At 63.6% G+C, this 18,236-nt stretch carries 16 protein-coding genes and 1 pseudogene; 7 read left to right on the top strand and 10 right to left on the bottom strand.

Features of this window, described 5'->3' with window-relative positions; genetic code table 11:
* Positions 1-17 precede the first annotated feature (17 nt).
* Together BUS42_RS24985 and BUS42_RS43055 are read left to right on the top strand one after the other, a co-directional pair.
* A complete protein-coding gene (locus tag BUS42_RS24985) occupies positions 18-2,657 on the top strand; it encodes a CehA/McbA family metallohydrolase (protein WP_074311597.1) in 2,640 nt (879 codons plus the stop codon).
* A 129-nt stretch (positions 2,658-2,786) separates the two neighbouring features.
* Positions 2,787-2,951 carry an STN domain-containing protein gene (locus BUS42_RS43055; RefSeq protein WP_254053774.1) on the top strand — a complete coding sequence of 55 codons (165 nt, stop codon included), beginning with the start codon at positions 2,787-2,789 and terminating at the stop codon, positions 2,949-2,951.
* Positions 2,952-3,027: 76 nt separating this feature from the next.
* Here BUS42_RS43055 and BUS42_RS24980 read toward each other — a convergent pair whose 3' ends face one another.
* Entirely contained in the window at positions 3,028-4,149 is a 1,122-nt protein-coding gene (locus BUS42_RS24980) for a glycosyltransferase family 2 protein (RefSeq protein ID WP_074311595.1), read from the bottom strand.
* A gap of 115 nt (positions 4,150-4,264) precedes the next feature.
* A complete protein-coding gene (gene wecB, locus BUS42_RS24975; RefSeq protein ID WP_074311593.1) occupies positions 4,265-5,377 on the bottom strand; it encodes a non-hydrolyzing UDP-N-acetylglucosamine 2-epimerase in 1,113 nt (370 codons plus the stop codon).
* 229 nt (positions 5,378-5,606) lie between these two features.
* Here wecB and wrbA point away from each other — a divergent pair, with 229 nt between their 5' ends.
* From wrbA to BUS42_RS24955, 4 genes are all read left to right on the top strand, one after another.
* Positions 5,607-6,227: an NAD(P)H:quinone oxidoreductase gene (gene wrbA, locus BUS42_RS24970; RefSeq protein ID WP_074311591.1), complete on the top strand. Its 621-nt coding sequence runs from the start codon at positions 5,607-5,609 to the stop codon at positions 6,225-6,227.
* Positions 6,228-6,392: 165 nt separating this feature from the next.
* The gene (locus BUS42_RS24965; RefSeq protein ID WP_074315279.1) at positions 6,393-7,496 is read left to right on the top strand and encodes a winged helix DNA-binding domain-containing protein; all 1,104 of its coding nucleotides are present in this window, start codon (positions 6,393-6,395) and stop codon (positions 7,494-7,496) included.
* 175 nt (positions 7,497-7,671) lie between these two features.
* Positions 7,672-7,923, top strand: a complete 252-nt coding sequence (locus tag BUS42_RS24960; RefSeq protein WP_074311589.1) for a DUF6582 domain-containing protein — start codon at positions 7,672-7,674, stop codon at positions 7,921-7,923.
* Positions 7,924-8,071: 148 nt separating this feature from the next.
* The gene (locus tag BUS42_RS24955; protein ID WP_083670613.1) at positions 8,072-9,022 is read left to right on the top strand and encodes a methyltransferase domain-containing protein; all 951 of its coding nucleotides are present in this window, start codon (positions 8,072-8,074) and stop codon (positions 9,020-9,022) included.
* Between the two features lie 45 nt (positions 9,023-9,067).
* Here the strand turns inward: BUS42_RS24955 and BUS42_RS46650 are convergent.
* The 4 genes and pseudogenes from BUS42_RS46650 to BUS42_RS24930 form a co-directional block, all read right to left on the bottom strand.
* Positions 9,068-9,376: pseudogene (locus BUS42_RS46650) on the bottom strand (transposase); the annotation flags it as partial.
* Between the two features lie 2 nt (positions 9,377-9,378).
* Complete coding sequence (locus BUS42_RS46645; RefSeq protein WP_074311585.1) at positions 9,379-9,798, bottom strand: IS5 family transposase; 420 nt, start codon at positions 9,796-9,798, stop codon at positions 9,379-9,381.
* Positions 9,799-10,591: 793 nt separating this feature from the next.
* Complete coding sequence (locus tag BUS42_RS24935) at positions 10,592-11,716, bottom strand: IS3 family transposase (RefSeq protein WP_074311581.1); 1,125 nt, start codon at positions 11,714-11,716, stop codon at positions 10,592-10,594.
* An 84-nt stretch (positions 11,717-11,800) separates the two neighbouring features.
* The gene (locus BUS42_RS24930; protein ID WP_074311579.1) at positions 11,801-12,745 is read right to left on the bottom strand and encodes an SIR2 family protein; all 945 of its coding nucleotides are present in this window, start codon (positions 12,743-12,745) and stop codon (positions 11,801-11,803) included.
* Between the two features lie 262 nt (positions 12,746-13,007).
* Here BUS42_RS24930 and BUS42_RS24925 point away from each other — a divergent pair, with 262 nt between their 5' ends.
* On the top strand, positions 13,008-14,213 hold the full coding sequence (locus tag BUS42_RS24925) for a carbonic anhydrase (protein ID WP_074311577.1): 1,206 nt from the start codon (positions 13,008-13,010) through the stop codon (positions 14,211-14,213).
* A 185-nt stretch (positions 14,214-14,398) separates the two neighbouring features.
* Here the strand turns inward: BUS42_RS24925 and BUS42_RS46060 are convergent, their stop codons facing one another.
* The 4 genes from BUS42_RS46060 to BUS42_RS24900 all read right to left on the bottom strand — a co-directional run bounded on the left by BUS42_RS46060 (position 14,399) and on the right by BUS42_RS24900 (position 18,093).
* Positions 14,399-14,527, bottom strand: a complete 129-nt coding sequence (locus BUS42_RS46060; RefSeq protein ID WP_256386206.1) for a hypothetical protein — start codon at positions 14,525-14,527, stop codon at positions 14,399-14,401.
* Positions 14,528-15,140: 613 nt separating this feature from the next.
* Positions 15,141-15,929 carry an SDR family NAD(P)-dependent oxidoreductase gene (locus BUS42_RS24910; protein WP_074311572.1) on the bottom strand — a complete coding sequence of 263 codons (789 nt, stop codon included), beginning with the start codon at positions 15,927-15,929 and terminating at the stop codon, positions 15,141-15,143.
* Between the two features lie 37 nt (positions 15,930-15,966).
* Complete coding sequence (locus tag BUS42_RS24905; protein WP_083670609.1) at positions 15,967-17,238, bottom strand: MFS transporter; 1,272 nt, start codon at positions 17,236-17,238, stop codon at positions 15,967-15,969.
* Between the two features lie 24 nt (positions 17,239-17,262).
* The gene (locus BUS42_RS24900; RefSeq protein WP_074311568.1) at positions 17,263-18,093 is read right to left on the bottom strand and encodes a sugar phosphate isomerase/epimerase family protein; all 831 of its coding nucleotides are present in this window, start codon (positions 18,091-18,093) and stop codon (positions 17,263-17,265) included.
* Positions 18,094-18,236 lie beyond the last annotated feature (143 nt).

The following is an 18,236-nucleotide window of genomic DNA, read 5'->3' as shown; positions in this document are numbered from 1 at the left end:
GTGCGGAGCGATCAACGGTGAAGAATTCGATGTGGACTCGACTCGGGTTGGTCTGCTGGTTTGCGGGGGCCTTCATTCCCCCGCAAGCCGGCGGCGCCGAGATCGTCAAGATTGGCCCTGAGCACTCCCGGTTGCTTCCCGCCGGCAAGGAGGTGGACGCGATCTTCGGGGACTACCTGCTTCGGAGCGATCGGATCGCGGCGACGGTCGGGGGTGTTGCCTCGGTCCGCGACGCCAACGTGAACACGCAGGCCGTCCAAGGGGCCGTGCTCGACCTCGTGCGGCTCGACCTGGCCGGCGGGAACAACGACCTGCTGGATGCCTACTACCCGCACGGTCACTATCTCGATGCGCCCGGACCGATTCATGCCGAGATCCTCCGCGCCGAGGGCGCTGAGGTGGCGATCCGGTTCACACGGGCCGCCGTCGCGGGCCTGCAAGGGGATCCGGTGGAGGTTGAGACGGAATACCGGCTCCGCGACGGCGAGCCCTTCCTCCGGATCGTGACCACCTACCGGAACCGCGGGTCGAAGCGGGCCAACGCGGCCGTCTATGACAAGATCCGCGCGGACACGCTGTTCGAGATTCCGCCCGCGGGCGATACCGATTCGTTGATCTATGATGAGCCCTGGCACGGCGCCGCCTATGGGGTGGTCCGGGCCGGCGGCAACTTGATCCGATCGTACGCCAACCCCGCCGGTAAGGTCTATTTCCTCGAGGGGGGCAACCGGCTCGACTTCCCCGACCTGCTTGCCAAGCCTGACGGGACGCCCCCGCTGGGCAAATCGCTACCGGCTCCGTCCCCCATTCCCGCGGGCGGGGAGGTGGTGGTGGAACGCGACCTGGTCCCCGGACGTCACCCCGCCGATGTCCAAGCCGTGATCGCCGAACGACTCGGGCGCAAGGTGGCGATGATCCCGGTCCGCGTCGTCGACCCCGCCGGCAAGCCGGTCCGAGCCGCGACCGTCAAGGCCCAGCGCGATAAGACTGTCCACTCGACAGGCCGGACCGACGCGGACGGGCGGCTCAACCTGATCCTGAGCGATGATCCTGGAGAGCATGACCTCACCGTGACCCAGCGCGGACGTGCCGAGACGCGCCTCAAAATCAATGCCCCGAAGGCTGCCGACCGGCCGGTCGAGATCGTCGTCGGGCCCTTTTCCGAAGCGGTCTTCGACGTCGAGGCGGTCACGGCGGGAGGTCGTCATCGAGGGCCGGTCAAGGTCGTGCTTTTCGGCGTCGATGGCACGCCTGACCCCTCCCTTGGTCCGGCCGCTCTGCCCACCCAGGCGGGCAACCTCTGCGTCTCGGGCGACGGCGTCTTTTCCGTGCCGTTGGCCCCCGGGCAGTACGAGGCCATCATCGGCCGGGGCCCCGAGTTCACCCGCGAAACGCGAAGGTTTGCGGTCGACTACGGCAAGCCCGCCACGATCCGCGCGGAGATTCATCGCGGCTTCGACACGCCGGGCTGGGTGATCGCCGACTTGCACAACCATACGACCGCGAGTAATGACAGCATCGCCGACACGCGCGGGCGTGTGGTCGGCATCGCCGCCAGCGGGATCGAATTCGCGCCGGCGACCGAGCATAACCGCATCACTTCATTTGCATCGGCGATTGAGGCCGAGCATCTCGGGGCCTTTCTCCAGTCGGCCGCCAGCATTGAGCTGAGCGGGCGGCCCGGCCCGGGGGACATCAATCACCAGATCGCGTTCCCGCTCCGGATTCGCGAAGGGGCCGAGGGGGGCGGCGCTCCGCGCACCGATCGCGACCCGAACGTGCAGATGGGCCGCCTGTTCCACCTCGATGACGACGCGGAAAAATTTGTTCAACAGAACCATCCGAGCATTGGTTGGCTCTACTTTGACAAGGACCAGGACGGCAAGCCCGACGGGGGATTTGGGACCCGCCCCTTGACCCATGCGATGGAGCTCAACCGCGACATCCCGAAGTTGCTCAAGGACCTGGAAAAAAGTGACCCCGAGGCGAAGCGGGGAACTGCCTTCCGCTGGCTCCAGATGCTCAACCAGGGGGACCGGATCTACGGCACCGCCAATTCCGATGCGCACGCGACCGCGTTTCACAACGGGTCGATTTTCACCTACATTCAATCGGCCGTGGATGACCCGGCCCGGCTCGATGCACTGGCCCTTTCGAGGGCCGTCAAGGCGGGCCGAACGGTCATGAGCAACGGGCCGTTTCTCGAGGTTTCACTCGACAGTGTTTCCCCGGGTGGCGACGTCGGCGGCAAGACGTCGTCGTTGCTGAAGATCCGCGTCCTCTGCGCCGCGGAAATCGACGTCGATCGGGTCCAGGTTCTCGTCAACGGCCGTCCCGACCCTGCCTTGAACTGGACTCGAGCCTCCGGCTCGCTCGGGTTCTCAACCGGTCCTGGCGCCGGTTCCGAGCCCGCCCAATTCGAGCGGGACGTGCCCCTGACTCTGGCCACCGATGCCCACCTGATCGTGATCGCCACGGGCGAGCATTCGCGTCTCGGACGTTACCACGGCCCTTACGAAGCGCAACCGCCCACGGCGGTAAGTAACCCGATCTTCGTCGACGTGGACGGTGGCGGCTTCACCGCGAATCGTGACACGCTCGGTGTCCCGTTGCCGGTCTCCTCGCGGACCAAGGCCTCCTCGGCGGACAAGGATTAAGGGGAACCACTGATTCCGCATTCGGCGTGAGTTGCGCCTGTCGCAACCACGCCAAGCCAACGGTTCGCAATGTTTCAGTAAAGAGTTTGTTAAAAGTGAGTTGCGCCGAGAAGCAGGCCGGAAAACTTCGTGCTGGACCCTGCAGGGCGACTCGCTGGGGCGATCGATCCCGAGGCCACCGTGACGGGCTCGGCCAAGGACGTCCCGCTGGGTCAGGCGCTCGAGGAGCTTCTGAAGCCGCTTGGCTTGATCGCCGTCGTGAAGGACGAAGTGATCGTGCTGACGAAGCCTTGATGTTTCTTGGTACAACAAATGAAGATCGATTTCATCGGCCTCACTGTCTCTCGGTCCGGCCCCAGCCGTGCGTCGGTCAGACGATGGTCTCGGCATCGAAGCCATGGCGGGACTGACTTGGTCGCTGTCTTGGCGGCTCACTGCCTCGGTAGCGATGGGGGCCTCGGAGGGGCGAGTGTGGCTCCGCGAGCGAGCGCTTCTTCGGTCGGGACCGCCGGACGATGACCGGGCGTGGCTTCATGACGAGATAGGTGGGCCGCTGCTTCGCTTCCAGGAAGATCATGCGGATGTATTCACCGATGATGCCCAGGCTGATGAGCTGAATGGCGCCCATGAAGAGGACGACGATGATCGTGCTCGCCCAGCCGCGCGGGGCCGAGCGGGTACCGAAGGCGTCGACCAGGGCCCAGACCATCATGGCGGCGGCGGCGGTGGCCGAGGCGATGCCGAGGTAGGTCACCATTCGGAGCGGGCGACTGCTGAAGCTGACCAGGCCGTCGACCGCCAGGGCGACCAGGCGGCGGAGTGGATATTTGGAGGTCCCAGCCTCGCGCGCGGGGCGGTCGTAGGGGAGGCCGACCTGGCGGAACCCGACGAAGCTCCGCAGGCCGCGGACGAACCGGAGCCGCTCGGGGAGCCCGTTCAGGGCGTCGACGACTTGGCGGTCCATCAGGCAGAAGTCGCCGCTGTCGAGCGGGATCTCGAGGTCGCTCATGGCGCGCATGAGGCGGTAGAAGGCGAAGTAGCCGAATCGTTTGAGCACCCCTTCCTGACGCTGGCGGCGGACGGCGTAGACCACGTCGTTGCCGTCGCGCCAGAGGGCGACGAGTTCGGGGAGGAGCTCCGGCGGATCCTGGAGGTCGCCGTCCATGATCGCGACGACCAGGCCCCGCGCGTGGTCGAGGCCCGCGGTGACGGCGGCCTGATGGCCGAAGTTCCGGCTCAGGTGGAGCGCGACGAGGTTCTGGTCCGACTCCTGCAGCCGAGCGATCATCCCCGGAGTCGCGTCCCGGCTGCCGTCGTTGACGAGCAGGATCTCGTAGGTGATTCCGAGCGACCGCAGCGCCAGGCTCAGGCGGCGATAGAGCTCGACGAGCGTCTCCTGCTCGTTGTGCAACGGGACGACGACGCTGATTTCCGGCGGCCCGTCCTGGGTCGAAACAGAGTCGGACATGACGATCGGCCAGGGGCCATCCATGGTTATCGAAGGATCCGTTCGTCGACGGGGCGGCACTCTACCACGAGTCGCAACGTTGTCGAAGGCGGATCTCACGGAATCGAAGGGACTTCGCAGACACCCTGTTCAACCCGGTTTACCGTGCCAGGGCGTCGACGATTCGCGCGGCCGCGTGGCCGTCGCCGTAGGGGTTGATCGACCGGGCCATGGCCGCATGGGCGGCCGGGTCGGTCAGGAGACGGTGGGCCTCCGCGACGATCTTGGCCCGGTCGGTTCCCACGAGCCGGACCGTGCCGGCGTCGATCCCCTCGGGGCGTTCGGTTGTTTCGCGGAGCACGAGGACGGGCTTGCCCAGGCCGGGCGCTTCCTCTTGCAGGCCGCCCGAGTCGGTGATCACGAAATGGCAACGACGGATCAGGCTGACGAACGCGAGATAGTCGAGCGGCGGCAAGAGCGTGATGCCGGGGACGCCGGTCAGGAGTCGGTAGACCGGCTCTTGAACGTTCGGGTTAGGGTGGACCGGGTAGACGACCTGTACGTCGGGGTGGTTCGCGACGATCGCGCGGAGTGCCGCGCAGATTTGCTCGAGTCCTTGGCCGAAGCTCTCGCGGCGGTGGGCCGTGACCAGGATGATCCGTTTTTCCTCGGCCGGTCGCTCATGGCCCTCGAGCAAAAGGCTCGCAGGCTCCGGGTCGACCGCGGCGACCCATTGAATCGCGTCGATGACCGTGTTGCCGGTGACTCGGACGGTGTCGGGGGGCACCCCTTCGCGGAGCAAGTTCTCCGCGGCGCGGGACGTCGGCGCGAAGTGCAGGTCGGCCACCACCGAGGCGACCCGGCGGTTGATCTCCTCGGGGAACGGATGGTGCTTCTCGTAGGTCCGCAGGCCGGCCTCGACATGGCCGACCTTGACCTTGCGGTAGGCGGCAGCCAGGGCCGTGGCCATGACCGTGGTGGTGTCGCCCTGGACCAGCACCCAGTCCGGCCGCTCGACCTCCAGGACCCGGTCGATTCCCTCGATCACGGCCGCGGTGAGCCGGGCGAGCGTCTGTCCGGGGGTCATCAGGTCGAGGTCATGGTCGGGGACGATCTGGAACAGGTGGAGTACCTGGTCGAGCATCTGCCGGTGTTGCCCCGTCACGCAGACCGATGATTGAAACGTCTCCCGCCGCTCGCCCAACGCCCGGATGACCGGCCCCATCTTGATCGCCTCGGGCCGTGTGCCGATCACCGAGAGGACCTTGATCATCGCGTCTCTCCCTTAGCGGCCACTGGCCAAGCGAACGGGGGCTCATGCCTGATCCCAAAAAAAGGGGAAAACGCCCGAGAGGCCCCACGATCATGACTTCGCCATCGGTCTCCCTCAAGGCCGATTCCGGTCCTGGACTCGAAGCGGGGCGGTACTCTCGCCGCTTTGGTGCGATTAGGGTAGAACGGATTTCGGCGACTCATTCATGGATCTTGCGAGGGAGAGTCCGATGCCAGTGAAAATCCAGGTGGTGTTCCACAGCCTCTACACCCACGTCTATCAGCTCGCCGTGGCGATTGCCGAGGGCGCGCGGGAAGTCCCCGACGTGGAGGTGCTCTTGGCCCAGGTCGCCGAGACGCTTCCCACCGAGGTGCTCGAAAAGATGGGGGCCGTGGATGCCAAGAAGTCGTTCGCTCACGTGCCGGTCGCCGACCCCCACGCCCTGGCCGATGCGGACGGGATCATCCTTGGATCTCCCACCCGCTACGGCTCCGCGACCGCCCAGATGCAGGCGTTCCTGGACGCGACCGGCGGCCACTGGGTCAAGGGGACGCTCATCGGCAAGGTGGGTAGCGCCTTCACCTCCACCGCAAGCCAGCACGGTGGCCAGGAGACGACCCTGGTCCACATGCATACGTTCTTCTATCACCAGGGGATGGTGGTCGCCGGTGTGCCCTATTCGGCGAAGGAGCTTCTGAACCTGGATGAGATCACGGGCGGGTCGCCGTATGGCGCCTCGACCATCGCCGGCCCGCGTGGCGAACGCACCCCGACGGCGAACGAACTGGCCATCGCCCGGTTCCAGGGGCGCCACGTCGCCCAGATTGCGGCGAAGCTCGCCGCTCGCTGACCCGGCCCTCGCCTGTCGTCGAGACAGAGAATTCTGAAGGGAATGTGCCGGACGATGATTCGGTCTGGCACGTGATCCCCCCTTTGGCGACCTGCCGTTGCGGATGAGGCGGTTGCGGGCGTGGTTGAGCTTCGCAACGTCACGCCTTTTTCTTATGCTTCCGGGATGAAACCCGAGACACTTTCCCGAACCGCGCTGAATCGGGCGTTGCTGGCCCGGCAGATGATGCTCGCCCGTGAAGCCGTTGCTCCGCTGGTTGCGGTCGAGCGCCTGGTCGGCTTGCAGGCCCAGCAGCCGCAGCCTCCGTTTATCGGGCTCTGGACTCGAATTGCCGGCTTCGAGCGTGAGTCGCTCTGGCGGTTGCTCCATGACCGCGCGGTCGTGCGCTCGACCTTGATGCGCGGCACCCTCCATCTGATGAGCGCGGCCGATTATTTGAGGATTCGCGGCACACTCCAGCCGATGCTCAGCGCCGGGATGCGCGCGGTGCTCCGCGATCGGCTCGAGGGCCTGGATGTCGAAGGGCTGACGACCGCGGCCCGCGCGGTGTTCCACGAGCGGCCCCGGACGTTCACCGAGCTCCGGACCGCGCTTCTGGAAACGGTCCCGGAGGCCGATGAGCGTGCGATGGGCTTTGCGGTCCGGACGCACCTCCCCTTGGTCGCGGTGCCCGACGACTCCTCATGGGGGTATCGAGCCGACCCCGACTTCGCGACGGCCGAATCGTGGCTCGGCACGGTTCCCGGTCCCGGCGTGCCGGCGCAGGAGCTCGTCTTACGCTACCTCGCCGGTTTCGGCCCGGCGGCGGCGGTGGACGTTCAGGCCTGGTCCGGCCTCACCGGGGTTCGCGACCAGCTCGAAGCCCTTCGGCCCCGGCTCAAGACGTTTCGCGACGACCGGAAACGCGAGCTATTCGACTTGCCCGAGGCCCCCCGGCCGCCGGAAGAGACCCCCGCGCCGGTGCGGTTTCTCCCCGGCTTCGACAACATCATCCTGTCACACGCCGACCGGACGCGCATCATCGCCGACGAATACCGGCCGCGGGTCACCACCAAGAACTTGCTCGTCCTGCCGACGTTCCTGGTCGACGGCTTTGTCGCCGGCACCTGGAAGGTGATGATCGCCAAGAAAGCGGCCTGCCTGACCCTCTCGCCGTTCACGGCGCTGGCGAAGCCCGCGAAGGCCGAGCTCGCCGAGGAAGGCGAACAACTCGTCCGGTTCATCGAACCCGACGCCGTGGGTTGGTCCGTCAAGTTCGCGGCGGCCTGAATGTCAGGGCAGGGGGGCGCTCACATCGACCCGTTGCGACTGCGATGGCGCGCTGATTGCTACGTCTTGAATCCCCAGGGGAGCTTGAATGCGAATCTGGCTCCCGACCCGATGGGCGGGGCCAGGTTTCGCGAATCCATTGGGGCACTCGAGCCAGCACGAGGGGAGACAAGCCATGGTCGCACGGATTCAACGACGAGATGATGTGAACCCCGAGCGGGGCGAGCATGAATATGGGGACGTCGAGTTCGCAGACCCCGTGAACAAGAAGTACCCCGTCGACACCCCCGAGCATGTTCGCGCGGCGTGGAGCTACATCAACCACGCGGACAATGCCGCCAAGTACACCAAAGACGAGGTCAAGACGATCAAGGGCCGGATCAAGCGAGCCGCCAAGAAACAGGGCGTCGAGATCCAGGACGATTGACCAGGGCCGTGCCCAACGCCTGGGATCTCGATTCGATGAATGCTGTTGTAACGTAATTAAGGATGCGATGATTGGCGGAAACCCAACATTCTGACGCCCGGACATTCTCGAGCGTGACGCTCGGTCGGCCGCTCGTTAGAATGGTTCGATGAACGCCGCCCTGCTGAATATTGTCCGCTGTCCCGGCTGTCGCGAGTCGCTCGAAAATGCGGGCGAACCGCCCCAATTGCGGTGCCGCGGCTGTGGCAAGGTCTACCCCGTGGTGCGAGGGATTCCTCGATTCACCGAGGAGTCGTACGCGGCCAGTTTCGGGAGGCAGTGGAACCGCTACGACGTGGCGCGTGACGATGAGGACGAGGCGACCTTCCTGGTCAAGACCGGGATCGCTCCGGCCTCACTTGCGGGCCAGCTCGTGCTCGATGCCGGCTGCGGCGGTGGGCGCTATGCCCGGCTGGCGGGTCGCCATGGGGCGACGGTGGTCGGGGTCGACCTCAGCACGGCCGTCGAGAAGGCCGCCGAACTCTGTGCCGACCTGCCTGGCGTCTCGATCGTCCAGGGGGACCTGCTCGACCTTCCGCTGGCCGAGCAGCAGTTCGACGTCGCGTTCTCGATCGGCGTGATGCACCACAGCCCCGACCCGCGGCGGGCGTTCGCTCAGGTGGCCGCCCGCGTCAAACCGGGAGGCCGGCTGGCGGTCTGGCTCTATCGCCAGAACATCCCCCCCCAGGAGTGGATCAATTCCGCGCTCCGCGCTGCGACCACTCGGCTCCCGGCCCGCGTGCTCGAACCTTGCTGCGTCGCGCTGGGCGTGCTCGGCGGCATCCCGGTCCTCAACCGAACCCTCAACAAGGTTGCGAACTTCTCGAATCACCCCGACTGGACGCTCCGCGTGTGCGATAGCTTCGACTGGTATGCCCCGCGCTATCAGTCGCACCACACGGTCGCGGAACTCCAGGCCTGGTTCACCGAAGAGGGTTTCGACGACCTCGTCGTCCTCCCCCCGGCCCGGTCCGGCCGCCTCTACGATTGGGCCTATCACCACGACCTTGTCATCGGCAGCGGTGTCAACGTGGTCGGCACGAAGCGGCCCTCATCGTAGGTTTAGGCCGTGTGGACAATACCTGGGTAGTATGCGGAGCCTGGGCTAAAGCAGCAATGCCATGATTGCAGCCACGTGAACGACCCCCAGGAAGTTGCGGGCCGTCTTCTCGTACCGGGTCGCAACACGACGATACTGCTTGATTCGACTGATGAAACGCTCCGCAAGATTGCGTTCCTTGTAAATATGCTTGTCGTACTCTCGTTTGAAAATCCGATTCTTTTTCGGCGGGATCACCGCGGCCGCATTATGGGCCTCGATCGCCGCAACAAAATTATCTCCATCATATCCTTTGTCGGCGATCACCGCTTTGAATTCATGAGCTTCGATCAGGGCCTTGCCCTGGCTGATGTCGGCTACCTGTCCCCCCGGTCAGTATGAACTCGACGGGGTTTCCCAGCCCGTCGACGGCGATGTGCAGCTTGGTCCCGAACCCGCCCCGAGAGCGCCCCAACGCCTGATCGGGGCCCCCTTTTTTTCGCCCCAGCGGCGTGCTGGTGGGCTCGAATCACGGTGCTGTCGAGGATGAGCCACTCCAAGTCGGTGTCATTCAACTCCTCGAAGATCCGGAGCCAAACGCCCTTGGCGGACCAGCGATCGAACCGCCTCCAGACCGAATTCCAGTTCCCGAAGCGTTCGGGAAAATCACGCCAGGGAGCCCCGGTCTTGGTGATCCAGAGGACGGCGTTGACAAAGAGACGGTTGTCCGAGGCGGTCACGCCGGGGGTCGCCAACTTGGCCAGGCAGGAAATCCTTGATGCGTTCCCAGTGTTCATCTGCTATTTCATGGCGACGCATGGTTGAGTGCCCGTAGGGTGCGGAACCGCGAAACTGATTACCCTTCCTACGAAGAACTCGCAGATATTGTCCACACGGCCTAGAGGAAATCGAGCGAAAGAGGGATGAGTGGTTACCTGACGCGAGGAAGTATCGCGACGCGAACTTCTCCGAAATGCTCGGAGCTGCCCAAGCGGAGTTGCGGGCAGGCCAGGTGAGCAACGAAGACAGAGGACGTCGTGCTTACTGGTCGAAGCTGGATTCGGACAAGTTTGAGATCGCGGTGGCGCTCTTGTTTAATGACGACGACGGGATCATCATAATGCGGGCTCAGGCTTCCGTGCGAAAGCAGCGTATTCCTCATCTTGTTCATGACGGCACAGAGCATTGTTCTCGTGAGGACTTCGAACAAAAGGGCTTGACGTGGATTTAAGATCAAATCATCGAGATGACGGCCGCCGTGATCGCAGAGCAAGAATGAATTGACCCGGGACCATAGTCAATCACTGCCCCTCCATCCTGTCCTTCATCATCCGGCGTAAAACTTCAGAAGGATCGGACCCGAACTTCATCGTCAATACGTAGTCGGAGAGATTCGCGTTATGCCCGGTTTGGCAAGCGGCATCTTATGTGTAAAGGGTCACTTCTTGGTGAAGTGGTCCCCAATGTCCAGACCACTCGGCCCGGTTTTTAAGTTATGCTTCGGCCCCGCTCTCCCCTCTCAAGGCCCGACCGGCTCGGCACGCAATCGGTGGCCGGAACGAACGTGGGACTCCACCCCGCTCTCCCCTCTCAAGGCCCGACCGGTTCGGCCCCATGGTAGACCTCGGCGGGCGTGCGATAGGCCAAGCTCTGGTGCAAACGCTCGTGGTTGTAAAACGCAAACCACCCTTCAAGGCCGGCTTCCAGCTCTCTGACACTGCGATAGGCTTTCAAATAAATGTCCTCGTATTTAAGAGACCGCCACAGCCGCTCGACGAACACGTTGTCCAACGCCCTCCCGCGTCCGTCCATGCTCACGGCGATCCCTTCCGCCTCAAGCCGGCCGGTGAAGGCCCGCGCCGTGAACTGCACGCCCTGGTCGGTGTTGAAGATCTCGGGGCGTCCTCCCTCCAACGCCGCATTCAACGCCTCCAGGCAGAACCGACCGTCGAGCGTGTTCGACAGCCGCCAAGAGAGCACGAACCGGCTGTGCCAGTCGATCACCGCCGCCAGGAACATGAAGCCCTGGTTGAGCGGGAGGTACGTCACGTCGGTGGACCAAACCTGATTGCGTCGCTCGATCGTCAGGTCTCGAAGCAAGTACGGGTAATCCTTGTGGTCAGGGTTCCGCGTCGTGGTTCGAGGCCCGGGATGAAGCGCTTCCAAACCCATCAATTCCATCAGGCGGCTCACGCGTTTGCGGTTGACCTCCTCTCCCTGCCTCGACAGCCAGGCCGTCATGCGGCGGCTGCCGTAGAACGGCGTCTTGAGATATTGCTCGTCGATCCGCCTTATCAGGCTCAGGTTCTCGAGGGTCTCCGTCGCCGGCTCGTAGTAGAAGCTCGATCGATTGAGTCCCAGCAACTCACATTGGCGACGAACACTCAACTGAGGATGCGTGGATTCGATCAAGGCTCTTTTGACCTCGACCTCACAAGGCAGATTTTTTTTCACCCAGGCCAGCTCCATCTGGAGCCGCCCGATCTGCTTGTACAATTCGGTCTGGAGCTTCTCCTGGTCGGGCCGGCGGGCGGCCGACCCGTTCTCGAAGAGGCCCTCCAGGCCGTCCAGGAGTTGCTTCTTCCACTGGCTGATCTGCACCGGATGAATCTGGTGCTGCTTGGCCAGTTCGGAGATCGTCTTGTCCTGCTTGGCAGCTTCCAAGGCGACCTTCGCCTTGAACGCCGCCGAGTGTCGCTTGCGGATTTGTCCCATGCTTCGCCCTCGGTAAGACCTACCTCAATGATAACTTACCGAGTGGTCCGAAATCTGGGGGCCACTATACCTTCTCGGCTTCACCTATGAACAGGTCATGGAGCCGGGGTCGGAAGCGTTCCTCGGATATGTATTTCTTGACCGATGCCACGGCCATTTGCTTGGTGAGGGGGTGGCGGGAGACGTCCATGCCTCCATCGCCTCGATTTTCTCCTTGAACTGACCAAAGAACGCGTCGGCCCCCATGCCCCGGATGATCTGGGCAGCTCGCTGGACGCAGATTGCCTCGGCTTTGCCCGAGACACCGCTGTACGCGGACCAATAGGTCGTGAACCGCCGGTTTGGACACCTCTCGATGGCTGCACGCAAGGCCTCATCCCAGTCGGCCGACCAGCCACAGACGATCAGCCCGTACTCGTCGAACACCTGGTCGAGGATTCGGTTCATCTCTTTTTCATAGGCGGCCAGCTCGCCGAGCGTGTTCTTGATGCGGATGTCGGTGTAGTCCCCATGCACCTTGATGATCGTGCATCTGGAATGAACCAGCGGCACCATTCCCTTGACCTGGTCCGCGTTCGCCACAACGTTCGGCGTCACGCCAACGGCACCTAGCGCCTGCTCCATGAGGCGATCGAAGTTCGTGGCGACGATGACGTGGATGTAGCCCTTCAGTACGAGGTCGGCGATCTCCTTGTGTGCGGCCGTCGGGACCTTCTTCCCCTCCTCCAATTCCTCCGGCGTCGGCTCGAAATAGGGCCGAAGCGTGAAGTGGCGGTCGCCGGTCATTTTGGCGATCTGCTCAAGCAGAACCGAGTAGTCAGGCTCCTGTTTGAACACGGTCCGATACCAGTCAAGCGTGTCCTCCGTGGCCGCGTCAGAAAGGGTTGCGAGTTTCTTGGCCAGCTCCTGGGTGATTTCCCAGCCGGTCGGTATGCCGGATGAACGCGAGACACCAGAGCCCAGCAGGGCCGAATAGACACCCTTGCCGGAATAGACCGAGAACGCGAGCGAAACCATGGGGTCGAGCATGAGTCACCGGAGAATTGCCTCGGCCGTCAGCGGCCTGATGGAGAGTGTTCGCCGGTATAGCGGATTTATTGCCGCCAAGATGGGGACCGGGATGCCGGTTCATCATTGGGTTCGCTCAAAGTCGAGGGTTCGTTCCAAGATCATATCGGTGCCCGATTTCGGTCTCAAGCGGACGTCGATTCTCCCTTTCTTGGCTACTCCTTGCAAACAGATCGGTCGAGTGATGAGATATCCGATTCAGTTACCCATGTCGAGGGGAGGAATGATGACCAAGAATGCCGTAGAAGCCCAAAAAGCAGCAGAACCCGCCGCGACGGGAACCGGTTCCGGAACAATCGAGTTAATCTACTCCTTCGATCGGTCTCAGCTGCCTAAACAGCCAAAGCAGGACCCCTCGCGAAAGAAGCCGGACAATGCCGACGATGCGGTCAAAAAGCTGTGCAAAGGGAACGAGAAATTCGCCGACTTCATCGCCCAGTGCAAAGGCCACGACAAACCGCGTCCGGTGGAGGTCCCCCTCGCACTGCGTGAGATCGGCGGCATCCCAAAACCGTCCGGTTTCCCGGCACAGCTTCCTTTCGCGGCGGTCCTCGGCTGCGTCGACGCCCGCGCGCCGGTCGAACTACTGTTCACCCAGGGCTTTGACGACCTCTACATTTCTCGGATCGCGGGAAACACGCTCGGCCCGGACTGCTCGGGCAGCCTCCATTACTCGTTGCTCAGTTTTGCAGCGTTAAAGCCGCAAAAGCCCAAGGGCCCGACGAAACCGACACCTTCAGTCGACCTCACCAAGAAACCCCTCCGTCTGATCGTCGCCTTGGGCCATTCCGATTGCGGGGCGGTAACCGCGGCGGTCCTGACCTTCGCCAAGCTCAAAGAGGATCTCGAGGAGGTGACGGACCCCCCGAAATTGTTTGAACTCGAAGAACTACTCGACCTGGAGGGCGATTACCTTCCCGACGACTCCGTGACCGGCCTCCTGACCCGGATCCATCACCCGGCCGTTGCTGCCGCTCTGGACGCGTTACCGGTCGGGTCGCTCGGCACTGAGACCGGGTCGACCGATCTACATATCGCCGCCCTGATCGACCTTGCCATCTACCTCAACGCCGCATGGAGCGCTAACCAGATTGTTTCGCTCGTCCAGCAGTACGATTACGCTGACGCAGACGTGGCCGTTGGGGTCCGCTACGGCGTCTTCGACCCGCGCGATTGCCGTGTCCGCGCCGGGTCCGAGAACTACGGCGACACGAAGGATGCCAGCGATTCGACGGACGGGCTGTTAAAGAGCTTTGGCGTCGCGCCGGGTGCTGGGCAGCCGGGCGTATCCGTGGCTTGCCTGCTGCCGCCTCCAGCGGACCTAGCCGGGCTTAGGAAGCTGGCCACCGAGATTGCCGATAAGATCAAGGCAAGAGGCAAAACCAAGGAAGGCCTTCGGGATCTGGCGAAGCACTTCAATCTCCAGTAAACCAAACCGATGGGGCGGTCGAAATGATTCGTCATTCGCTCGCCCCGTTCACTGCTTCCCCCGCCACTTCCTGATCTCCAGTACCGCAACCGCCACGCACGGTTCACAGATCGCAGTCTTGGGTCCGGTTAGGAAGAGCGTTTCCACGTGGATGGCGGAGTCGCAGCCGCAGAAGGAGCAGGCGATCATGTCCCGATCTCCGCAATCAGATCCGCCATCGAGGCGAACCAGAACCCGGCCAGGATCGTCCCGAGCGGTTTGGTCACGGGAGTCGAAGCAAGGGCAGAGGCCGTTTCACACAGTAGGTGGAACATGCAACCTCTCTCGCCCCACTGCTGGCGAAACTCGTCGGCGAGTTCGGTCACCCAATTGACGAACGGCTGGTAGAGCCCTGGTTCTAATCGAACAAACGCAAGAATGCTTATAGTGTTATTTAATTGATTGTCGTATTTGATTGTGCATCGCATCAGTGGCGAATTGCTAGTGGTATTGTTTTGTGTGTCGCCCTAATTCTGATTTATGACTTATAGTGATTTTGTTGCACTCGATTCGCGTAACAGTTCGCGGGGCAAACGCTTAAAACAAGGTGATATTAAAATTGCATGCAATGATTTTCGTAGAATCGCACGGATTTCCTCGCCCAGCAGCGCCCGACGCTTGTCCGCGTGGCTCGGGCGGCGTGACGGTCTGTCCCACGGCGAGCCCGAGCGGTCCACCAACTCATCCTCTCTCCGGCCCCAGGCCCACGCGTCGGTCAACGTGAATGTCTACAGGCAGACGTGGAACGCACCGATGCTCGCCCACAAGAACCTCACCTGCTGCTGGCCCGCCCCGACGATCTGCTTGCTTTCGCGATAGGTGATCTCCAGAGGCGGCGTTGGCGGCGAACCGCACCTTCAGATTGACTCGGTGACGTCGATTTGCCGTTCAGTCGACGACCGGCTCACTGCTCAGTCGCACGATGGTGGATACCCCACCGTCGATCGGCAGAGTATGACCAGTGATCATCGCAGAGGCGTCGGAGGCGAGGAAGAGGACCGGGCCCACGACGTCCTCGGGTTCGCCCAGACGGCCCAGCGGGACGCGGTCGAGGATGCGGGCCGTGAGCGCCTCGTTCTTCACGAGTGGGGCGGTCATCTCGGTCCGGAACCAACCCGGAGCCACGCAGTTGACGCGGATGCCGAACGGGGCCCATTCCGCGGCCAGGTCGCGAGTCATTGCCGCAACGGCTCCCTTCGTGGCGCAATAGATCGCGTTGCCACGGCCCAGGCCGACGAGACCGCCACCCAGAGCGGACATGTTGATGATGCTCCCCTTCCCACGACCAACCATGTGCCTGCCAACCTCACGGGCGACGAGGAATGTCCCGATCTGATTGACGCGGATCACTTCATCCCAGTCCTCGGGGCGCCAGTCGAAAAGGGCGATCCGTCGGGTGATCCCGGCGTTGTTGACGAGGACGTCGATCGGGCCGAGGCTGGACTCGGTGGCCTCGACGGTAAGCCGCACCTGGTCTGCGTCCGCAACGTCGCACGCATAGGCCGTTGCGAGACCTCCGGCTTGCCGGATCGTCCGCGCGACCTCTTCGACCCCGTCGCCATCCCGGTCGGTGAGTGACACGACCGCGCCCCCACGGGCAAACCCGAGGGCGATCGCCCGGCCGAGTCCACGCGCGGCCCCCGTCACCATCGCCACGCGTCCCGTGAAATCGAACATCGGGCCTACTCCTGAAGTGTCTACAGAGCCGCTTTGCTCACCCGACCACTGGCCTGTCCAGATCGATACGGAACCAGCAGAGCGCGCCCGCGGCGTACACGACCGCGAACACAACGAAGGGAACCTGGACGTGACCCTTGTGGAGGAGGTAGCCGCTCAGCAGCGAGGCAACGGCCGACGAAAGGTTGGCGAGCATGTTCATCGCGCCTCCCAGTGTCCCGGCGAGGCGCCCGCCCAGGTCGGCCGCGGCGGACCAGGCAGGTGCCATCGCCAGATCGTTGCCGAAGAATGTGAGGCAGAGCAAGAAGCCCAGAGCGCGAGTGTCGCGCACCCAGATTGTGGCCAGGATGGCCGACGCGGCCAGAGCCATGCCTGCCGCGCCCACGAGGCGACGGCCCCTCGTCCTGTCGCCGGTGCAGCGAATGATCGCGTCGGAAATGGCTCCTCCAGCAAAGCAGGCGATGACCCCGCAGGCGAAAGGTAACGACGACAGCCATTGTGCGGTGCCAGGCGACAGCCCGCGATTCGTTCGGAGGTAGTCGGGTAAAAGCGTGAGGAAGAAATTCCCGCTATAACCCAGGCACCCGTACATCAAGCACAAGGCCCAGACGCTCCCCGACCGGACCATCCGTCCGGCCCCGAGCCGGTCGGGTTGAGGAACGTTGACCTCCATCGTGGTGGTCGGCCTGTTGCGGAACCAGGGCCAGAAGGCGAGGCACCAGACGCCGCCGAGGAGAGAGATCACCACGATCGCGGCTTGCCAACTTCCTAAATGGAGGGTCAGTTGCACCACCAAAAGGGGCGAGAGCGCGCCCCCCAGTCGGCTCGCCGTCCAGACGAGTCCCTGCGCCGCGCCCCGCTCGGTCCCTGGCATCCAATCGGCCGTCATCCGTGAGATCGACGGAAACGTCCCGGCCTGAAACATCCCGAACAGAAACCGCAGGGCGAGCAAGTACCCCAGGGCCATCGCGCCGGCGGGGAAGGCCGTCGACAGACAGAGGGCCGCGGTCGCCAACGAGCCACCTAGAACGACGACGACCAGGAGGTTCCGCACGCCAAAGCGATCGCCAAGCCAGCCCCAGGGGATCTCGAAGCCCCCGTAGGCCAGCATGAAGGCGGCCATGAGGTAGCTCAGTTGACGTTGATCGAGGCCGAGGGGGCCCTTGAACTCGGCCGCCGCAGTGGCAAACCCGACCCGGTGGATGTAGGTGATCACTGCCAGGCCGCACGCAGCAGCCAGGACCCGGTAACGCCCCCCGTTGGGGGCAACCTTCGTACCGTCGATCTCGATCACCGCCATGGAACGCATCGATCCCGCTCCGGTTCGCAACGGTCAGCCAAGCCTGCCCCTGACCTGGCGGAGGAACTCCGCCGAACCGCGGGCCGCGGTGTCGAAATCAACCTCGCGGTAGACCTTGACGGAGATGAAGCGATCGTAGCCGGTCTGCTCCAACGCCGCCAGAACGCCGGGAAAATCGAGGCCGCCGCTCCCGAAGGGGCCGCCGTTCGTCTCACAGAGATGGAAATGCCTGATCCGTGGGCCATGATCTTGGATCGTGCCGACGATTGACCGCTCCTCGATGTTCATGTGGATCGTGTCGAGCATGTAACTCAGCGCAGGCGAACCGACCCGGTCGGCCATAGCCCTGGCCGCGTCGGCCGTATGGTTGAACCCCACCTGAAAATGGTTGACCGGCTCGATGACGACCGAGACGCCGGCCCGCTCGGCCGCGTCGGCCACTCCCTTCAAGCCCTCTGCGATCCGCTCATTCGCCTTCGCCTCGTCCGGCTCGTCCGACCGGAGCCCCTGCATCTGTCCCACCACCAGCACCGAACGGAGCCGGCTCGCCAGCTCCACATAGCGTTTCAGCCGTTCCTGGGCGCGGGCGCGCAGCCGCGCGTCGGGGCTCGACAGACAGAGTCCTTCATTCGAGTACGACCAGCCCGACAAGAGCGAAACGACTGGGAGCTGATGACGCTCGGTGAGAGCGATCACCTCATCGATCGTGTAACCCAGCGGATGCGTGGCGACAAGCTCGATCCCTTGATAACCGAGGGCCTTGGCAACCCCCATGCGACGATCCAGCTCGTCCAGCCGGAACACGGGCTCGTATGACAGGACACTGATTTTCACGACGACTTCCCCGGCGGGCCTGCTGTCCATGAGGGTGAATCGACCTTCCCGACGCTGAGGCGGCCGGGTTGGTTTCGTCCCTCGTCCTCGATCGAGGCGTTCAAGCCTTGTCGCATAACAGGTCAGCGGCCTCAATCAAAATCATTGTAAGCCTTGCGCGGCGGGGCCGGGAG

The sequence above is a fragment of the Singulisphaera sp. GP187 genome (assembly GCF_900129635.1).
In the GTDB taxonomy this organism is placed as follows: domain Bacteria; phylum Planctomycetota; class Planctomycetia; order Isosphaerales; family Isosphaeraceae; genus Singulisphaera.
Note: the sequence above shows the minus strand (reverse complement) of the source record. Positions and strands in the feature narration are given on the sequence as shown.

Coding starts and splice junctions, on each gene's coding strand:
- BUS42_RS24905 (WP_083670609.1), bottom strand. CDS start 17,238: ATGCGTTCCATGGCGGTGATCGAGATCGACGGTACGAAGGTTGCCCCC.
- BUS42_RS24925 (WP_074311577.1), top strand. CDS start 13,008: ATGATGACCAAGAATGCCGTAGAAGCCCAAAAAGCAGCAGAACCCGCC.
- BUS42_RS24955 (WP_083670613.1), top strand. CDS start 8,072: ATGAACGCCGCCCTGCTGAATATTGTCCGCTGTCCCGGCTGTCGCGAG.
- wecB (WP_074311593.1), bottom strand. CDS start 5,377: ATGATCAAGGTCCTCTCGGTGATCGGCACACGGCCCGAGGCGATCAAG.
- BUS42_RS24935 (WP_074311581.1), bottom strand. CDS start 11,716: ATGGGACAAATCCGCAAGCGACACTCGGCGGCGTTCAAGGCGAAGGTC.
- BUS42_RS24900 (WP_074311568.1), bottom strand. CDS start 18,093: ATGGACAGCAGGCCCGCCGGGGAAGTCGTCGTGAAAATCAGTGTCCTG.
- BUS42_RS24965 (WP_074315279.1), top strand. CDS start 6,393: ATGAAACCCGAGACACTTTCCCGAACCGCGCTGAATCGGGCGTTGCTG.
- BUS42_RS24980 (WP_074311595.1), bottom strand. CDS start 4,149: ATGGATGGCCCCTGGCCGATCGTCATGTCCGACTCTGTTTCGACCCAG.
- wrbA (WP_074311591.1), top strand. CDS start 5,607: ATGCCAGTGAAAATCCAGGTGGTGTTCCACAGCCTCTACACCCACGTC.
- BUS42_RS24930 (WP_074311579.1), bottom strand. CDS start 12,745: ATGCTCGACCCCATGGTTTCGCTCGCGTTCTCGGTCTATTCCGGCAAG.
- BUS42_RS24910 (WP_074311572.1), bottom strand. CDS start 15,929: ATGTTCGATTTCACGGGACGCGTGGCGATGGTGACGGGGGCCGCGCGT.
- BUS42_RS24960 (WP_074311589.1), top strand. CDS start 7,672: ATGGTCGCACGGATTCAACGACGAGATGATGTGAACCCCGAGCGGGGC.
- BUS42_RS46060 (WP_256386206.1), bottom strand. CDS start 14,527: ATGTTCCACCTACTGTGTGAAACGGCCTCTGCCCTTGCTTCGACTCCC.
- BUS42_RS46645 (WP_074311585.1), bottom strand. CDS start 9,798: ATGAACACTGGGAACGCATCAAGGATTTCCTGCCTGGCCAAGTTGGCG.